This is a genomic window from Roseixanthobacter psychrophilus (assembly GCF_043195195.1).
Taxonomy (GTDB): Bacteria; Pseudomonadota; Alphaproteobacteria; order Rhizobiales; family Xanthobacteraceae; genus NCEH01.
Genome location: NZ_JBAFWT010000016.1, coordinates 1 through 16080 on the forward strand (window position 1 = coordinate 1; position 16080 = coordinate 16080).

The window sequence follows — 16080 nt, forward strand, 5'->3', positions numbered from 1 at the left end:
TATTGTCAAGCGCGTTCAAATGCGATTCCCCTGAGATCAGCCCGGATCGAGGGGGGCCGTTCCGTTGGGGCGGCCGTCGGAATCGCGGGTGATGGTCTCCACCCGCGCCTCGGCTTCCTTCAGCAGCGCATCGCAGCGCGCTTTGAGGGCTTCGCCGCGTTCATAGATGGCGATGCTCTCCTCCAGAGGCACGTCGCCGCGCTCCAGGCGCTGGACGATGCTCTCCAATTCGGCGAGCGCGGCCTCGAAGGACAAGGTGGCGACGGCAGGGCCGGCGCTGGCGCCTTTCGCCTGCGGGGCAGTCTTCGGGGCGTCGGCCATTAGCTTTCCTTTCGGGTGCGCAGTTGCGAACCGGCATGCGCCCGCACGCCGATTCCCGCATCATGGCGCACACCATAGCCGAGCCGGACGCCGGGCTTAAGCCTCTGCGAGGATACGCGGGGTGGCCTGTGGGCTTCGCCTTTGCTAGAAGCCGCGCGAACACTTCAGCCCTATCTGGACCGCGGCGGACGAATTCCATGCCCCCCAAGGCGCAAAGCCGATTTCCCGAGCGTGAGTCCCGCGCCCTGGACGATGCCCTTCTCGCCCGCTACGAGGCCGCCGGCTTCGTGCGCATCGACACGCCCATTCTGCAGCCGGCGGACGTGTTCCTTGATCTTTCGGGCGAATCCATCCGTCGCCAGCTGTATCTCACAACCGACGTGGACGGGCAGGAGCTTTGCCTGCGGCCGGACCTCACCATCCCGGTAGCCCGGCAGGTGCTGCTCTCCGGCGCGCCGCTCCCGACCTTCGTGAGTTATCTCGGCCCGGTGTTCCGGTTTCGCGGCGAAAGCAGCGGCGAGTTCCGCCATGCCGGAGTGGAGTCCTTCGGGCGGACCGATGTGGAGGCGGCGGACGCGGAAATTCTCGCTCTCGGCCTTGAGACCTGCGCGATCTACAACATGCCGGCCCCGGCGATCCGCCTTGGCGATGTCGCCCTGTTTGCGGCTTTGCTTGAAGCCCTGCCCCTGCCCCCGGCATGGCGGCGACGGCTGTTGAAGGATTTCGGCCAGAGCGGCCTGGATGCCGACCTCACCCGCCTCAATGCCGACCGCCCGGCCAATGGCGCGAGCCATGCCGGCGTCCTGAACGCGCTCACCGGCTCCGACCCGGAGGGCGCGCGCGCCCTCATCACCGACCTGCTCTCGATCGCCGGCATTACGACGGTGGGCGGGCGCAGCGTGTCGGAAATCGCCGAGCGGTTTCTCGAACAAGCCGCGCTCGATGCCGGCAACGGCCTTTCGGCCGAGACCGCGATCATCCTCGGCCGTTATCTCGACATCACCGGCGACCCGGACAGCGCCTCGGCCCGCCTGCGCGCGCTGGCGCGTGACGCCGGCATCGACCTGACCGCCGCGCTCGATGCCTTCGACCGGCGCGCCGGCTTCATCGCCGCCCACGGCATCGCGCTGACGGACATTCAATTCTCGGCGGCGTTCGGCCGGCCGCTGGATTATTACAGCGGCATGGTGTTCGAGTTGCACGATCCGCTCAAGCGCGTGGACGGCCCGCTGGTCGCCGGCGGGCGCTATGATCGCCTGCTGGAGCGCCTCGGTGGCGGGGCGGTGGTGCCTGCTGTCGGCCTTGCCGCGTGGGTGGAGCGCCTCGCCCATGTGGATCAGGCCGAAATGGCCAAAGCCGATGTGGAGGCGGGGCGATGAGCGACACGTTGATTCTCGCCGTTCCCTCCAAGGGACGCCTCCAGGAGAACGTGCAGGCTTTCTTCGCGCGCGCCGGCATGCCGCTGTTGCAGGCGCGCGGCGCCCGCGAGTATCGCGGCGCCATCGGCGGCGTCGAGAATGTGGAAGTGGCCTATCTCTCGGCCTCCGAGATCGCCGCCGCGCTTGCCTCCGGGACTGCCCATGTGGGCGTCACGGGCGAGGATCTGGTGCGCGAGAACATCTCCCACGCCGATACCCGCGTCGCGCTGCTGGAGAAGCTCGGCTTCGGCCATGCCAATGTAGTGGTCGCGGTACCGCAGGCCTGGATCGATGTGCGCACCATGGAAGACCTGGACGATGTGGCCAGCCATTTCCACAGCCGCACCGGACGGCGCATCCGCGTCGCGACCAAATATGTGAACCTCACCCGGGGGTTCTTCGCCAAACACGGCATCGTCGATTACCGCATCGTCGAAAGCGCGGGCGCGACCGAAGGGACCCCTGCAGCGGGAAGCGCGGAGCTGATCGTCGACATCACCACCACCGGCGCCACCTTGTCGGCCAATGCGCTGAAGGTGGTGGACGACGGCGTGATGCTGCGCTCGGAGGCCAATCTGGTGGCCTCGCTCACGGCCCCCTGGACCGCCGGGACACGCGCCGTCGCCCGCGCCATCTTCGACCGCATGGCAGCGGAAAAGCGCGCGCGCACCATGCGCGAGGTACGCACCCGCTTCAGTTCGTGCGATGCGGACCTGGTGGCGCAGGCGGTGGAGAAATTTCGGTGCGTTGCGCCGTTCGGCGGTCCCACCTCGTCTGGCATGCTCACGCTGCACTGCCCGCCCGACACCCTGCACGGCCTTGCCACTTTCCTGCGGGAACAAGGGGCCAGTATGGTGACGGTGGGGGCGATGGAATATGTCTTCGCCTCCGACAATCCACTCTACGAGGCATTGGAGGCGCGGCTCGCCGCAAGCTGAGACGCCACCATTGCACTTTTGCGCAGATGGCTGCTGAAACGTCGTGAAAGCCGCCCTATAAGCCGAGCTGGGCGCATCCGCGTCCCGATCCTGTTCTGGAGCTCAGCCTCATGACACGTCCCGCCAAGCGCATCGCGGTGACCGGCGCCGCCGGCCAGATCTGCTATTCCCTGCTATTCCGCCTGGCCCATGGCGATGTGTTCGGCGCCGACCAGCCGGTGGTGCTGCAGTTGCTCGACCTGCCGCAGGCCCAGGCGGCCGTGGGCGGCGTGGTGATGGAACTGGAAGACTGCGCCTTCCCGCTACTCGCCGGCGTTACCATCACCGATGATCCCAAGGTCGCCTTCCGCGACGTGGATGCCGCCATTCTGGTGGGCTCGCGCCCGCGCTCGAAGGGCATGGAGCGGCGCGACCTGCTGCTGGCCAATGGCGAAATCTTCAAGGTGCAGGGCCGCGCCCTGAACGAAGCGGCCAGCCGCGACGCCCGCGTGCTGGTGGTCGGCAACCCCGCCAATACCAATGCCGCGATCCTCGCCCAGAACGCGCCGGACTTCCCGCGCGAGAACATCAACGCGATGCTCCGCCTGGATCACAACCGCGCCCTCTCCCAGCTAGCCGCCAAGGCCGGCGTCGAAGTGGCCAGCATCCAGAAGATGGCCGTGTGGGGCAATCATTCCCCCACCATGTTCGCCGATTGGCGCTTCGCCACCTCCGGCGGCAAGAGCCTGCCCGAGCTGATCAACGACGAAGCCTGGTATCGCGACACGTTCATCCCCACCGTCGCCAAGCGCGGCACGGCGATCATCGAAGCGCGCGGCGCTTCCTCCGCCGCGTCCGCCGCGAATGCCGCCATCGACCACATGCACGACTGGTTCCAGGGCTCGAACGGCGATTGGGTGTCCATGGGCCTGCCGTCCGACGGCAGCTACGGCATTCCCGAAGGCGTCTATGCGGGCGTTCCGGCGATCTGCGCCAACGGCGGTTATGAGCGCGTCACCGGCCTGCCGATCGACGATTTCGCCCGCACCATGATCGACCGCACGGTCGCCGAGCTGACCGAGGAACTGGACGCACTGAAGTCCTGAACCCACTGAAAGCCTGAACGCAAAAAATGGCGCGGCCGGCGGGGAGCCCCCGCCGGCCGCGCCAGCTTCAATCAGCTCATGTCCACCGACGTCATGTTGGAAATCCGCCGCGCCCGCACCTGGGCGAACGCGCGGCGCACCGCTTCCCCGCGCTCCATGCGCTTGGCCATGGCATTGAAGGCGAGCCGCGCTGGCTCCTCGATGCGGGAATAGGTCAGCGCCGAGAGCGCCAGCACCACCGCCAGCACGCCCGCCAGCGCCGCGTGGCTCTGCCACACGCCGCCGAGGTCGTAGAGCGTCTTGGCGTGCCCCTCAACCATGACCTCGCGCTCCAGGGCGACGCCGGCCGCGCCCGCGAGGCTCCAGGCCAGGAACGCCGCCGCCATCAGCACCAATTGGTGGCTCATGTAGATGGAATAGGACCAGCGCCCGAGCGCCGCGAACGGCCGGGCGCGCAGCAAGCGCGAGATCGCCCCCTGTTCGCGCGCGAACACCAGCACCGCCGCGGCGAAGGCAAGCGGCGCCGCGAGGCTGAGCGCGCGCACCGCATCCGGCCCGTGGCTGGAGCGAATCACGAACGCCGCCACGATCGCGACGATGCCCGCTTCGCATAGGGTCGCCAGCGGCAGGCGCCGGTGGCCCCACATCTCGTGCAGGCGATAGGCGATGACGCCGGTGAAGAAGCCGGCCACGCAGCGGAACAGGCCGAAATCGGCGGTCGAATTCATGTAGCTCGGGGCGACGATGGCCAGGAGTGCGATGCTCGCGAGCACCAAAGCGGCGGCGGCGAGGCTGAGGCGCCGCAGCGCCAGCACGCAGACCGCGCCGAACAGCAGATAGGTGTAGAATTCCGCGCCGATGCTCCAGCTCGGGGCGTTCCAGGCCATGCCGTGCAGATCCACCGCGTTCAGCAGCAGCACATAGATGGGAATGGCGATGGCGGAATATTCGCTCGGCCCGAGCGTGAAGGCGAAGCGCTCGGGGTGGGGCAGCAGGTTCACCAGGGCGATGAAGGCGATGAACAGCGCGAGCATGGCCGCATGCAGCGGCCACAGCCGGCCGAACCTGCGCACCACGAAGGCGCGCCAGGATGGCGCATCCCCCAGGCGGTCACGATAGGCATGGCACACCACAAAGCCGCTGAGGACAAAGAAAAAGTCCACGAATAAAAATGCGTTGGTGACTATCGGCGCTCCCATGAGCGGCGAACGAAACACAAAACAGAAATGAAACAGAACCACCAGCAGCGCGCAGATCCCACGCCAAGCATCCAGGGCTTTGAAGCGAACCATGAAACATACCTCCGCTGCAGAAAAGCCGGAGGCAGGCTTAAGGTTCCCATTGGGAGAAGCCTTGTCTGAAATGCGGATACTTCATGATCATGTGTTCTTGAATATTTCTACCTTGGCCGTTGCAAAGGACGGAACCCTCGCTGTTTCGGCCATGCGCGCCCGCCCCTTCCCCCGCTCATTGCGACGGCCTAGTCTTCCCGCGCGCCCCAGGCGCTCAGACTTGCTTGTCCCGGAGTGATCGATGCGTGAAGCCGAGCCCCAACCCGTGCGCCTGGCCGATTACCGCCCGCCCGAATGGCTGGTGGATACCGTCGATCTCGATATTTCGCTTCATCCGACCGCGACGCGCGTGGTCTCCCGCCTCGCCCTGCGTCGAAATCCCATGGGCACAGCGGGCGCGCCGATCACCTTGGACGGCGATGGGCTCACGCTGGTACGGGTCGCACTCAACGGCATACCTCTGGCAGGCGGCGGCTATGAGGCGACGCCCGAAGCGCTGGTGATTCCCGCCCCGACCGAGGATCGCCTGACCCTGGAAGTCGAGACCCTGGTGGACCCGACCGCGAACACTCAGCTCATGGGGCTGTTCCGTACTAGCGCCAATTACTGCACCCAGTGCGAGCCCGAGGGCTTCCGCCGCATCACCTATTTCCCGGACCGTTCGGATGTTCTCGCGGTTTATACCACCCGCGTCGAGGCCGATCGGAACGAGGCTCCGATCCTGCTCGGCAACGGCAATCTGGAGAAGAGCGGCCCGATCGCCGGCACCAACCGCCATTATGCCGTCTGGCACGATCCCTGGCCCAAGCCGAGCTATCTGTTTGCCCTGGTGGGGGGGAAGCTCGACAAGGTGCCGAGCCACTTCGTCACCGCCTCCGGCCGCCCGGTGGAACTCGGCATTTATGTGGAGCCCGGCAAGGCCGACCGTGCCGCCTATGCCATGGACGCTCTGAAGCGCTCCATGCGCTGGGATGAGACCGCCTTCGGCCGCGAATACGATCTCGACGTGTTCAACATCGTCGCGGTGTCCGATTTCAACATGGGCGCAATGGAGAACAAGGGGCTCAACGTCTTCAACGACAAATACGTGCTGGCAACGCCGGAAACCGCGACCGACGCCGACTATGCGAATATCGAGGCGATTATTGCCCACGAATATTTCCACAATTGGAGCGGCAACCGCATCACCTGCCGCGATTGGTTCCAGCTTTGTCTGAAAGAGGGCCTCACCGTCTTCCGCGACCAGGAATTCTCCTCCGACCAGCGCTCGCGCCCGGTGAAGCGCATCGCCGACGTGCGCCTCCTCAAGGCCCAGCAATTCACCGAGGACGCCGGTCCCCTCTCCCACCCGGTGCGGCCGCAGGTCTATCGCGAGATCAACAATTTCTACACGGCGACCGTCTATGAAAAGGGCGCCGAAGTGGTGCGGATGCTGAAAACCCTGCTGGGCGAGGAGGGATTCCGCACCGGCATGGACCTCTATTTCTCACGGCACGACGGCCATGCCGCGACCATTGAGGATTTCCTGAAATGCTTCGCGGACGCGACCGGCCGCGACCTCGATCATTTCGCTCTCTGGTATTCCCAGGCCGGTACGCCCAAATTGGACGTTGCAGCGACTTATGATGCGCAGGCCGGCACGTTCCGCCTGGATGTCACGCAGTCCACGCCCGCAACGCCCGGCCAGGCGGAGAAGCAGCCGCTGGTCATTCCCCTCGCGCTCGGTCTGGTGGGGCCGAACGGCAGCGACATGCCGCTGGTTCTGGACGACGGCACCTGCGTCGACGATGGCGTGCTGGAAGTGACGGCGCCGAAGCAGAGCTTCGTCTTCACCGGGATCGGGGCGCGTCCGGTGGCGTCGCTCAACCGGGGCTTCTCGGCGCCGGTGAACCTGTCATCCGACCTTACAAGCGACGACCTGGTGTTTCTCGCCGCGCACGACAGCGACCCGTTCAACCGCTTCGACGCCATTCAGGGCTTGGCTTTCTCGCTGCTGAAGGAAGGCGCCCGCACCGGCATCTTGCCGGACCCCACGGCCCTGGTGGAAGCCGCACGCCTGCTGCTGAGCGATGCCGCGCTCGATCCGGCCTTCAAGGCGCAGGCCCTGGCTTTGCCGGGTGAGGGGGAAGTGGCCCGCGAGTTGGCGCGGAACGTCAATCCCGATGCGGTCTTCGCCGCCCGCAAGACGCTGCGCAAAGCGTTCGCGGGGGGGCTCGCAGACCTGTTCGCCGAAGCCTATGCCACCCTCGCGACGCCAGGCCCCTATTCGCCCGATGCCGCCTCCGCCGGTCGGCGCGCGCTGCGCAACCTCAGCCTCGATTACCTCACCCTTCCCGGTACGCCGGAGGCGCTCGCGCGCGCCGTCACCCAGTTCAAGCGGGCCGACAATATGACCGACCGGTTCGCCGCGCTCGCCGTGCTCTCCCAGCACGACACACCGGACCGGACGACGGCGCTGGATGATTTCTTCCGCCGATTCGAGAACGACCCGCTGGTGATCGACAAATGGCTGAGCCTCCAGGCGATGATCCCCGAGCCCGGCACGCTGGAGCGGGTGAAGCGCCTGTCGCTTCTGCCGCTGTTCTCCATGAGCAACCCGAACCGCGTGCGCGCGCTCATCGGCGCCTTCGTCACCGGCAATGCCACCCAGTTCAACCGCGCCGATGGGGCAGGCTACGACTTCCTGGTGGAGGTGGTCCTCGGCCTCGATCAGACCAATCCGCAGGTGGCCTCGCGCATGCTCTCGGCGTTCAAGACATGGCGGCAACTGGAAGAGGGCCGCGCGGCCCTCGCCGAGCGGGCGCTGCGGCGGGTGGCCGAGATGCCCGGCTTGTCGGAAGACGTGGCTGACATCGCCACGCGCTCCCTATCCTGAGGCGCATTACAGGCAAATCGGGATAATAAGCTTCGCGAATAGCATATTATCCCGATCGGCGCAGGAGCCGGCGGGACGAGCCGGAGCCCGTCCGCCTCTCGGAGATCGGGCAACAGTCTCTCCCGGTCGGAGGTAAGCGCCGCCATCAGACTCAAGCTTGGCCGATAGGGCGGCGACTGCAGGCGATGAAGGCCTGTGGAATCGCGAATAAATGCGCTCTTGACTCTTCCTGACTCTAGACAACACCCCCTCGATTCGAGTCCAATCGACCCCGATTCGGAGAGATGCGGCACGTCCCTCCAAGTCTTGTGAGGACGATAGGTCGAAGGGCGTGGCCGCCCTAAGACCGGACACCGGAGGAGGGGCCGGCGATGGCACGCGCCAACGCTGAGAGCGTCGGTGTGCGCGGTCATGCCATAGGTGGATTGGCAAAATCCGTTGCACGACCTGCCTACCAACGGCTTCTCGAAGCCGAGCCTTTTCTGCGCCGGATCGTTCCGGCACTGATCATCACCTTCCTGATCGTCATCGGCATCGGCGCCGTTGTGCAAGTGCACAGCCACCGTCAAGCCGTGATCGACAATGCCAAGGATGATCTCAGTCTACTCGCGCTCGCAACCGCCGAAGGGCTGAGCCAGCGCCTGGGGGGCAATCTATCGCGGGTTGGCCAGGCGCTGCAGGAGGCTTTGCCGCCCCGCGCAACGCTTGGCGGGCGCCGCATCTACGTGACCGATCCCCAGGGCCGCATTCTGGCCTCGGCGCCGCAGGGCCTTCCCCCCGCGACCATGCTCGCCGACGTGATCGACCCCTCCCAGCCGCTGACGGTCTTCGCCGAACGCGCTGGGGTTCTGGAAATCCCGCTCGGCAGTGACACCGCGCTCGCTACCGTGCGCAACCTCAATCCGCCACTCGGGCAGATCATCTTCATGCAGCCCATGGCGCGCGTGCTGACGAGTTGGTCGGACAGCACCACGCTGACGGTCACGCTGTTCACCACCACCGGCGCGGTCCTGCTGATCCTCGGCTTTTCGTTCCACTGGCAGGCCAGCCGGGCACGCGAGGCGGACCACATCTACGACACCGTGCGCATGCGCATCGACACCGCGCTCAATCGCGGCCGGTGCGGCATGTGGGATTGGGACATGGCGCGCGGCCGCATGTACTGGTCGGACACCATGTTCGAGATCCTCGGCCTGGAACGCCGGGACGAATTGCTTTCGTTCGGCGACATCTCCAAGCTGGTGCATCCCGACGACGTGAACCTCTACGAACTGGCACAGGACCTCGCCGACCGCCCCGGGGCATCGGTGGACCGGGTATTCCGCATGCGCACCGCGCGCGGCGATTTCGTATGGCTGCGCATGCGCGCCGAAGTGGTTCAGCAGGTCGGCGAGGACGGACCTCACCTGATCGGCATCGCCATGGATGTCACCGAGGCGCAGCGCATGGCGGAACGCACCGTCACCGCCGACACCCGTCTGCGCGACGCCATCGAGAGCATCTCGGAAGCCTTCGTGCTCTGGGATCGCGACAATCGTCTCGTGCTCTGCAATTCCAAGTTCCAGACCTTGCACGAACTGCCCGACGAGGCGGTCGCGTCCGGCACTTCGTTCGACACCATCGCCACGGTCGGGCGCCATCCCGTCACCCGCACGCCGCTGAAGCCCGAAGACAAGCCGGAGGAAGGCTCCCGCGCCTTCGAGGCGCAGCTTTCCAACGGACGCTGGCTCAAGATCGCCGAGCGCCGCACCAAGGACGGCGGCTACGTTTCGGTGGGCACCGACATCACCCCGCTCAAGCGCCATGAGGAACGCCTCATGGACAATGAGAAGCGCCTGATGGCCCTGGTGGCGGACCTGCGCAAATCCCAGCAGACCCTGGAGCATCAGGCTCAACAACTGGCCGAACTGGCGGAAAAATATTCGGAAGAGAAGAACCGCGCCGAGGATGCCAACCGCGCCAAGAGCGAGTTCATGGCCAATATGAGTCACGAACTGCGCACGCCGCTCAACGCGATCATCGGCTTTTCCGAGATTATGGAAAGCGGCATGTTCGGCCCGCTCGGCTCGGAGAAGTACGCGGAATATTGCGGCGACATCAAAGGATCGGGCACCTATCTGCTGGACGTCATCAACGACATCCTCGACATGTCGAAGATCGAGGCCGGCCGCATGCAGCTTGAACTGGAGGATGTGCGTCTCGACGAAATCGTCACCGACGCCCTGCGCGTCATGGCGCTCAAGGGCGAGGAGAAGCATATCTCCGTCACCGCCGAGGCCGGCGAGGGCCTTGCGGTGCGCGCGGACAAGCGGGCTCTGAAGCAGATCCTGCTGAACCTGCTCTCCAATGCGGTGAAGTTCACGCCGGACGGCGGACGCATCGCCATCAAGGCGCGGGTGAACGGCGGGGCTGCCGTGATCGCCATCGAGGACAGCGGCATCGGCATCGCCAAGCATGCGCTGGCCAAGCTTGGGCGGCCGTTCGAGCAGGTGGAAAGCCAGTTCACGAAGACCCACAAGGGCTCGGGGCTGGGCCTCGCCATCGCCAAGTCGCTGACCGAGTTGCACGGCGGCGGCATGCGCATCCGCTCCCAGGAAGGCGTTGGAACCACCGTGATCATCCGCCTGCCGCTGGATGGCGGCGCGGCCAATTCCAACGAAACCCCGCGTCTGACCTCGGTGATCTGAGGCATAGAGCGTTTGCGAGCGAAGTGGAAACCGGTTCGCGTGAAGAAAACGCGCCGACACAATGAGAGAGAGTGCTTCCCCGATTCCATGAATCGCGGAAGCGCTCTATCGGGCGCTAACCCACCGCCTGTTCGAGCACCCGCGTGAAGATTTCCCGCACGCGATCCTGGGTTTCCCGCAAATGCGCATCGAGGGTGGCGAAGTCGGGCATCTCGCCCGCCCGCGCCAGAAGCGCCTTGAGAGCCGGGCTCGCGGCGGCCGGGAGGAAATGGGTGTCCAGCGCGAGCCGCAGCACCTGCGTCAGGTCCTGATACAGCCGGCACGCATTGGCGAGAAGCTGGATCTCCTCCGCCGGAAGAAGGTGCAGATCGCCCGCCACCGCGATGATGCGCGCGGTCGCCGTATCGACGATCTGCGGATGCCGGGCGGCATGAACCAGCACCAGATATTGCGCCAGGAATTCCAGATCCACCTGTCCGCCGAGCGCGTGCTTGAGGTTCCAGCGATCCTCTTCGCCCTTCTCGGCGGCGATGGCGTGACGCATATCCAGGATGTCGCCAGCGATCCGGCGGGGGTCACGCGGGCGCGCCAGCACGTCGCGGATCACCTGCTCCACGTTCGCCTGAAACGCGGGGCTGGCCGAGATGACGCGGGCGCGCGTGAGCGCCATGTGTTCCCAGGTCCAGGCTTCCTCGCGCTGGTAGTTCTCGAACGAGCGCAGCCGCGTCGCCACCGGCCCCGAGCGGCCCGAGGGGCGCAGCCGTAGGTCCACGTCGTAGAGCTTTCCGGCATTGGTGAGGCTGGTGAGCGCGGTAATGAGCCGTTGGGTGAAGCGCGCAAAATATTGCGCGCCGTGCAGCGGCCGCGCACCGTCCGAGGACGGGTTCGCCTCAGGGTCGAAATCATAGAGCACGATGAGGTCGAGGTCGGAGCCGGCGGTCATTTCCCGGCCGCCCAGCTTGCCCATGGAGAGCACGGCGGTCTCGGCTCCTGCGATGGTGCCGTGCGCCTCCTGAAAGCGCCGCCACACCCGTCGATGCAGGGCGCGGATGATCACCTCCGCCAGCCGCGCATAGGCCTCGCCCGCGCGCGCCGCCGGCAGCGTCCCCGAGGCGATGCGCACGCCGATCAGAACGTGCTGCTCCTGGCGGAACCGCCGGGCGCGGTCGAGCTGCTCCTCGTCGCTCTCTGCCGTATCGAGCAGATTTTCCAGATGCTGTTCCAGGTTCGCCTGGTCCGGCAGCTTGTTGAAGAAGGCAGGGTCCAGAAGCGCATCGAGCAATGAGGGCCGGCGCGCCAGCGTCTCGCCAAGCCGCGGGGCGACGGTGAGGATGGTCGCCAGCAGGCGCACCAGATCGGCATGGCGCTGCAGGGCATGCAGCAGATGGCCGCCGGAGAGTTCGGCGAAGAAATTGTCTGCGGCGATCAGCGCCCCGTCGGGATCGCCCCCGCGCGAGAGCTGCTCCAGTAGCAAGGGCGTAATGCCGGCGAGTTGCCCCCGCGCGGCATCGGTGCGCAGCACGCGATGGCTGCCATTCATCCAGCCGCGCACCACCGCGCTTGCCGCAACCGGGTCGTGAAAACCGAGGCGGGAGAGCACCGCCAGGGTCTGGCGGTCGTCATGGTCGACCGGAAACAGCAATTGCCCGTCGAGCACGGCCGGCGGCGGGGCGTCCTCGAACAATTGGGCATAATGGTGCTGCACCTTGGTCAGCCGCTCCACCAGCGCGGCGGCGAACGCGTCGCGGTCGTCGTAGCCCATGAAGCGGGCAAAGCGCGCCAGTTCGTCGGTGTGCTCGGGCAAGGTGTGGGTCTGCGCGTCCGCGACCATCTGGATGCGGTGCTCGACCCGGCGCAGGAAGACATAGGCTTCCGCCAGATCGTCGCGGACCGGGCCGGCAATCCAGAAATCGCGCACCAGCGCATCGAGCGCGTCCAGCGTGCGGGAGGATCGCAGGTTTGGATCGCGCCCGCCGGCGATGAGCTGCTGGGTCTGGACGAAGAACTCGACCTCGCGGATGCCGCCGCGGCCGAGCTTCACATTGTGGCCTTCCACGGCCACCACATCGTGTCCCCGGAAGGCATGGATTTCACGCTTCATGGCGTGCACGTCGGCAATCGCCCGATAGTCGAGCACGCGGCGCCAGACGAACGGCGAAAGCTCTGCCAGGAACTCTGTGCCGACCGCGAGGTCTCCGGCGACGGGACGAGCCTTGATATAGGCCGCCCGCTCCCAGGTCGCGCCCTCGCGCTCGTAATAGGCAAGCGCCGCCGCTGTGGAGAGCGCGACCTGCGTCGAGCCGGGATCGGGCCGCAGCCGCAGGTCGACGCGCAGCACATAGCCGTCGCCGGTGCGCTCCTGCATCATGCGGACCAGAGCGCGGGTGATCTTCACGAAGAAGGGGGAGGGTTCGACGCCTTCCGCCAGCGGCGCGACATCGCGGTCATAGACCACGACCAGATCCACATCGGAGGAATAATTCAGCTCGCGCGCGCCGTGCTTGCCCATGGCGATCACGGCGAGGCCGCAGCCGGCGGCCGGGTTGGTGGGATCGGGCGGCAGCAGCTTGCCGGCGCGGGCCGCCTCGGCCAATTGGAAATCCAGCGCGGCGCCGAGCGCGGTGTCGGCGATTTCGGTCAGGGCGCGCGTCACCTGCGCGAGATTCAATGCGCCGCCGATGTCGGCGAGAGCGATGGTGAGGGCCCCCTCGGCCCGCATGCGCCGCAGCGCGGTCATGGCCTGCGCCTCGTCGGCGGCCGTGGCGACGGCCCGCCGGCAAGCCTGCGTGAGGGCGGCGATATGAGCGGCGGGGTCGGCCTCCAGCGCCCGCAGCAGGCGCTGCGGCTCGGCCCGGATCAGGTCGTGCAGGAAGGGCGAAGCCTCGGCGACGCCAAGCAGGACCGGGAGCGTCCGAGGATACGTCTCCAAGAGCGCATCAAGCCGCGTGCGCTGCGCCGCATTCAGGCCCTCCAGGGCGAACCCGAGCTTGACCTTTGCCGTCTTAGCATCGGAAAGGACAGGACCTTCCCACATCAAGGCGGCAAGCGAGGCGGCAGCAATCGGGGGCGAAGTGATGGGAGCGGACATTTGCCTCACTTAAAGGCATGAGGCCGTGCCTAAGCGCAAGCCCCTAAGGCGCTTTCGCAGGCAGACGCAAGGTCGCGCGCAGTCCAGGTGCGTTGTCGGAAAAGGTGAGGCTGCCGCCGTGCAGGCGCGCCACCGCGGCAACCAGGGACAGGCCGAGCCCGGACCCCGGCCGCGACCGGCTGGCGTCCAACCGCACGAACCGCTCCACCACGCGGTCGCGATCCTGCGCTGGAATGCCCGGGCCACGGTCCCCGACCTCCAGGACCGCGTCATCGTTCTCCCGGCGCAGGGACACTCGAATTTCGCCGCGCGAACCGTCGGTCGACGCGCCGTACTTGATGGCGTTATCCACCAGATTGGCCAGCGCTTGCGCGAGCAATTCCCGCATGCCGTGCACCGTCACCGGCACCGCCTCGACCGTCAGGTCCATGCCCTGCTCGTCGGCGAGCGGCTCATAGAGTTCGGCGACGTTTTCGGCGATGGCGGCAAGGTCGAGGTCGACCATATTATCCCGCGCCTGCCCCGCCTCCGCACGCGTGATCATCAGCAGCGCATCGAAGGTGCGCATGAGCGCGTCGCTCTCCTCGATGGTGGTTTCCAGGGCCGCGCGCCATTCCTCTTCCGAATGGGCCCCTCGCAGGGCCTCCTCGGCGCGGTTGCGCAGCCGCGTGAGGGGCGTCTTGAGGTCGTGCGCGATATTGTCCGAAACCTCCTTGAGGCCCACCATGAGCGCTTCGATACGGTCCAGCATGGTGTTGAGGCTCTGGGCGAGGCGATCAAATTCATCGCCGGTCCCGTCCACCATCAGGCGACCCGAGAGGTCCCCGGCCATGATGGTCTCGGAGGTGGCGCTCATGGATTCGATGCGCTTGAGCACGCGCCGCGTCACGAAGATGCCCCCAGCAACGCCGAGCACCAGAATCAGCACCAGGGCGCCCTGGGCCGGCCGCACCACCAATTGACGCAGCGTATCGCGTTCCTCGATGTCGCGGCCGACCAGGAGGCGATAGCCGCCGGGCAGTTGGAACACCTGGACGAAGGCCAGGAACTCCTTCGCCCCCGGCTCGTCGGACCGCCGGTAGGGGGTGATGCGCGTCCCGGCCTTGTCGAGCAGCCCGATGGGCAGGTCCGACACGTTGGAGGCCATCACTTCGCCGGCGAAATTGGTCAGCAGATAGATCGACGAACCGGGCCGGCGAGTGCGCCGGTCGATGGCGATGACCAGGCGCTGAATACCGCCAAGGCGATATTGCTCGGCGAGGAAGCGCACCTCGCCTTCCACATTCTCGGCCACCTGGCTCTCGATGAGCGCGCGTGTGTGCCAGGCCACATAGGTGATCATGAAAACGGCGAAAAGCGCGAACACCACGAGATACACGGCCAGCAGCTTGAACGCCGTGGTGCGCACGAGCTGGAGCAGGTCGCGGTGCATTTTCATCGCTTCAGGCCAGACGAATTGGGCGGCGACGGCGCTGCGCCATCAGCGCAGGCCGACGCGGATCATGTAGCCGGCGCCGCGCACCGTGTGCAGCAGCGGGACGTCGAAGCCCTTGTCGATTTTCGAGCGCAGCCGCGAGACATGGACGTCGATCACGTTGGTCTGCGGATCGAAATGGTAGTCCCACACGTTTTCCAGCAGCATGGTGCGGGTCACAACCTGGCCGGCATGGCGCATGAGATATTCCAGCAGGCGGAATTCGCGCGGCTGGAGCGGAATATCCTTGCCGCCCCGACTGACGCGGTGGGCGAGGCGGTCCAGCTCCAGATCACCGACCCGGTAGATGGTTTCCGCCGCCTGCGGGGCGCCGCGCCGCGAGAGCGCCTCGACCCGGGCGAGCAATTCCGTGAAGGCATAGGGTTTGGGGAGATAATCGTCGCCGCCCGCTCGCAGGCCCGCCACCCGGTCGTCCACCTGCCCGAGCGCCGAGAGGATCAGCGCCGGGGTGGTATCGCCGCGCCGGCGCAGGTCGGCGACGATGGAGAGGCCGTCCTTGAGCGGCAGCATGCGGTCCACCACCAGCACGTCGTATTTGCCGTCGAGGGCAAGGGCGAGGCCCCCCTCCCCGTCGCCGGCATGGTCCACCACATGGCCCGCCTCGCGGAAGGCCTTGCGCAGATAATCCGCCGCGTCGCGGTCGTCCTCGATGAGGAGCAGGCGCATGGAGAAGGTCGGGCCTTGTTCGAGATTCGTGTCCATCTCATCCTAGCGCCGAAAACGAGCCGGGGAACGGCCTGAAAGAGCCGCACGGAATACAGGCGGGAAAAGCGTGATGCGGGAAGCCCTTCAGCTTCCCGCATCTGGTGGACCGGCAACGGGACACGCCCGCCACCCTTGTCCCTTTCAAGCATGGCACTGGCCGGGCTGGCGGGCGCCGG

10 protein-coding genes are annotated in these 16080 nt (G+C 66.5%); 5 read left to right on the forward strand and 5 right to left on the reverse strand.

What is annotated here, in order from left to right:
• Nucleotides 1–36: 36 nt before the first annotated feature.
• The gene (locus V5F77_RS15080) at nt 37–321 is read right to left on the reverse strand and encodes an exodeoxyribonuclease VII small subunit (protein ID WP_429006179.1); all 285 of its coding nucleotides are present in this window, start codon (nt 319–321) and stop codon (nt 37–39) included.
• 197 nt (nt 322–518) lie between these two features.
• On the opposite strand from V5F77_RS15080, the gene V5F77_RS15085 reads away from it, so the two are divergent.
• The 3 genes from V5F77_RS15085 to V5F77_RS15095 all read left to right on the forward strand — a co-directional run bounded on the left by V5F77_RS15085 (nt 519) and on the right by V5F77_RS15095 (nt 3762).
• Nucleotides 519–1700, forward strand: coding sequence for an ATP phosphoribosyltransferase regulatory subunit (locus tag V5F77_RS15085; protein WP_429006180.1), 1182 nt, complete (start codon nt 519–521; stop codon nt 1698–1700).
• A complete protein-coding gene (gene hisG / locus V5F77_RS15090; protein WP_429006181.1) occupies nt 1697–2677 on the forward strand; it encodes an ATP phosphoribosyltransferase in 981 nt (326 codons plus the stop codon). Before V5F77_RS15085 ends, hisG begins: the two co-directional genes overlap by 4 nt.
• 110 nt (nt 2678–2787) lie before the next feature.
• Nucleotides 2788–3762: a malate dehydrogenase gene (locus V5F77_RS15095; RefSeq protein WP_429006182.1), complete on the forward strand. Its 975-nt coding sequence runs from the start codon at nt 2788–2790 to the stop codon at nt 3760–3762.
• A gap of 71 nt (nt 3763–3833) precedes the next feature.
• Here V5F77_RS15095 and V5F77_RS15100 read toward each other — a convergent pair whose 3' ends face one another.
• Nucleotides 3834–5054 carry an acyltransferase family protein gene (locus V5F77_RS15100; protein ID WP_429006183.1) on the reverse strand — a complete coding sequence of 407 codons (1221 nt, stop codon included), beginning with the start codon at nt 5052–5054 and terminating at the stop codon, nt 3834–3836.
• 241 nt (nt 5055–5295) lie between these two features.
• Between V5F77_RS15100 and pepN the strand changes: the two genes are divergently transcribed.
• Both pepN and V5F77_RS15110 read left to right on the forward strand, forming a co-directional pair.
• A complete protein-coding gene (gene pepN / locus V5F77_RS15105) occupies nt 5296–7929 on the forward strand; it encodes an aminopeptidase N (protein ID WP_429006184.1) in 2634 nt (877 codons plus the stop codon).
• A gap of 371 nt (nt 7930–8300) precedes the next feature.
• Nucleotides 8301–10616, forward strand: coding sequence for a sensor histidine kinase (locus V5F77_RS15110; RefSeq protein ID WP_429006185.1), 2316 nt, complete (start codon nt 8301–8303; stop codon nt 10614–10616).
• Between the two features lie 115 nt (nt 10617–10731).
• Here V5F77_RS15110 and V5F77_RS15115 read toward each other — a convergent pair whose 3' ends face one another.
• Genes V5F77_RS15115 through V5F77_RS15125 form a run of 3 tightly spaced genes read right to left on the reverse strand, consistent with a single transcriptional unit; the run spans nt 10732 to nt 15901 of the window.
• Nucleotides 10732–13704: a bifunctional [glutamine synthetase] adenylyltransferase/[glutamine synthetase]-adenylyl-L-tyrosine phosphorylase gene (locus tag V5F77_RS15115; RefSeq protein ID WP_429006186.1), complete on the reverse strand. Its 2973-nt coding sequence runs from the start codon at nt 13702–13704 to the stop codon at nt 10732–10734.
• Nucleotides 13705–13747: 43 nt separating this feature from the next.
• Complete coding sequence (locus tag V5F77_RS15120) at nt 13748–15136, reverse strand: ATP-binding protein (RefSeq protein WP_429006187.1); 1389 nt, start codon at nt 15134–15136, stop codon at nt 13748–13750.
• Nucleotides 15137–15184: 48 nt separating this feature from the next.
• On the reverse strand, nt 15185–15901 hold the full coding sequence (locus V5F77_RS15125; protein ID WP_429006188.1) for a winged helix-turn-helix domain-containing protein: 717 nt from the start codon (nt 15899–15901) through the stop codon (nt 15185–15187).
• Nucleotides 15902–16080 lie beyond the last annotated feature (179 nt).

Bases quoted from the DNA above. Each gene is read 5' to 3' on its own strand.
- V5F77_RS15080 (WP_429006179.1), bottom strand. From the start codon at position 321: ATGGCCGACGCCCCGAAGACTGCCCCGCAGGCGAAAGGCGCCAGCGCC.
- V5F77_RS15085 (WP_429006180.1), top strand. From the start codon at position 519: ATGCCCCCCAAGGCGCAAAGCCGATTTCCCGAGCGTGAGTCCCGCGCC.
- hisG (WP_429006181.1), top strand. From the start codon at position 1,697: ATGAGCGACACGTTGATTCTCGCCGTTCCCTCCAAGGGACGCCTCCAG.
- V5F77_RS15095 (WP_429006182.1), top strand. From the start codon at position 2,788: ATGACACGTCCCGCCAAGCGCATCGCGGTGACCGGCGCCGCCGGCCAG.
- V5F77_RS15100 (WP_429006183.1), bottom strand. From the start codon at position 5,054: ATGGTTCGCTTCAAAGCCCTGGATGCTTGGCGTGGGATCTGCGCGCTG.
- pepN (WP_429006184.1), top strand. From the start codon at position 5,296: ATGCGTGAAGCCGAGCCCCAACCCGTGCGCCTGGCCGATTACCGCCCG.
- V5F77_RS15110 (WP_429006185.1), top strand. From the start codon at position 8,301: ATGGCACGCGCCAACGCTGAGAGCGTCGGTGTGCGCGGTCATGCCATA.
- V5F77_RS15115 (WP_429006186.1), bottom strand. From the start codon at position 13,704: ATGTCCGCTCCCATCACTTCGCCCCCGATTGCTGCCGCCTCGCTTGCC.
- V5F77_RS15120 (WP_429006187.1), bottom strand. From the start codon at position 15,136: ATGCACCGCGACCTGCTCCAGCTCGTGCGCACCACGGCGTTCAAGCTG.
- V5F77_RS15125 (WP_429006188.1), bottom strand. From the start codon at position 15,901: ATGGACACGAATCTCGAACAAGGCCCGACCTTCTCCATGCGCCTGCTC.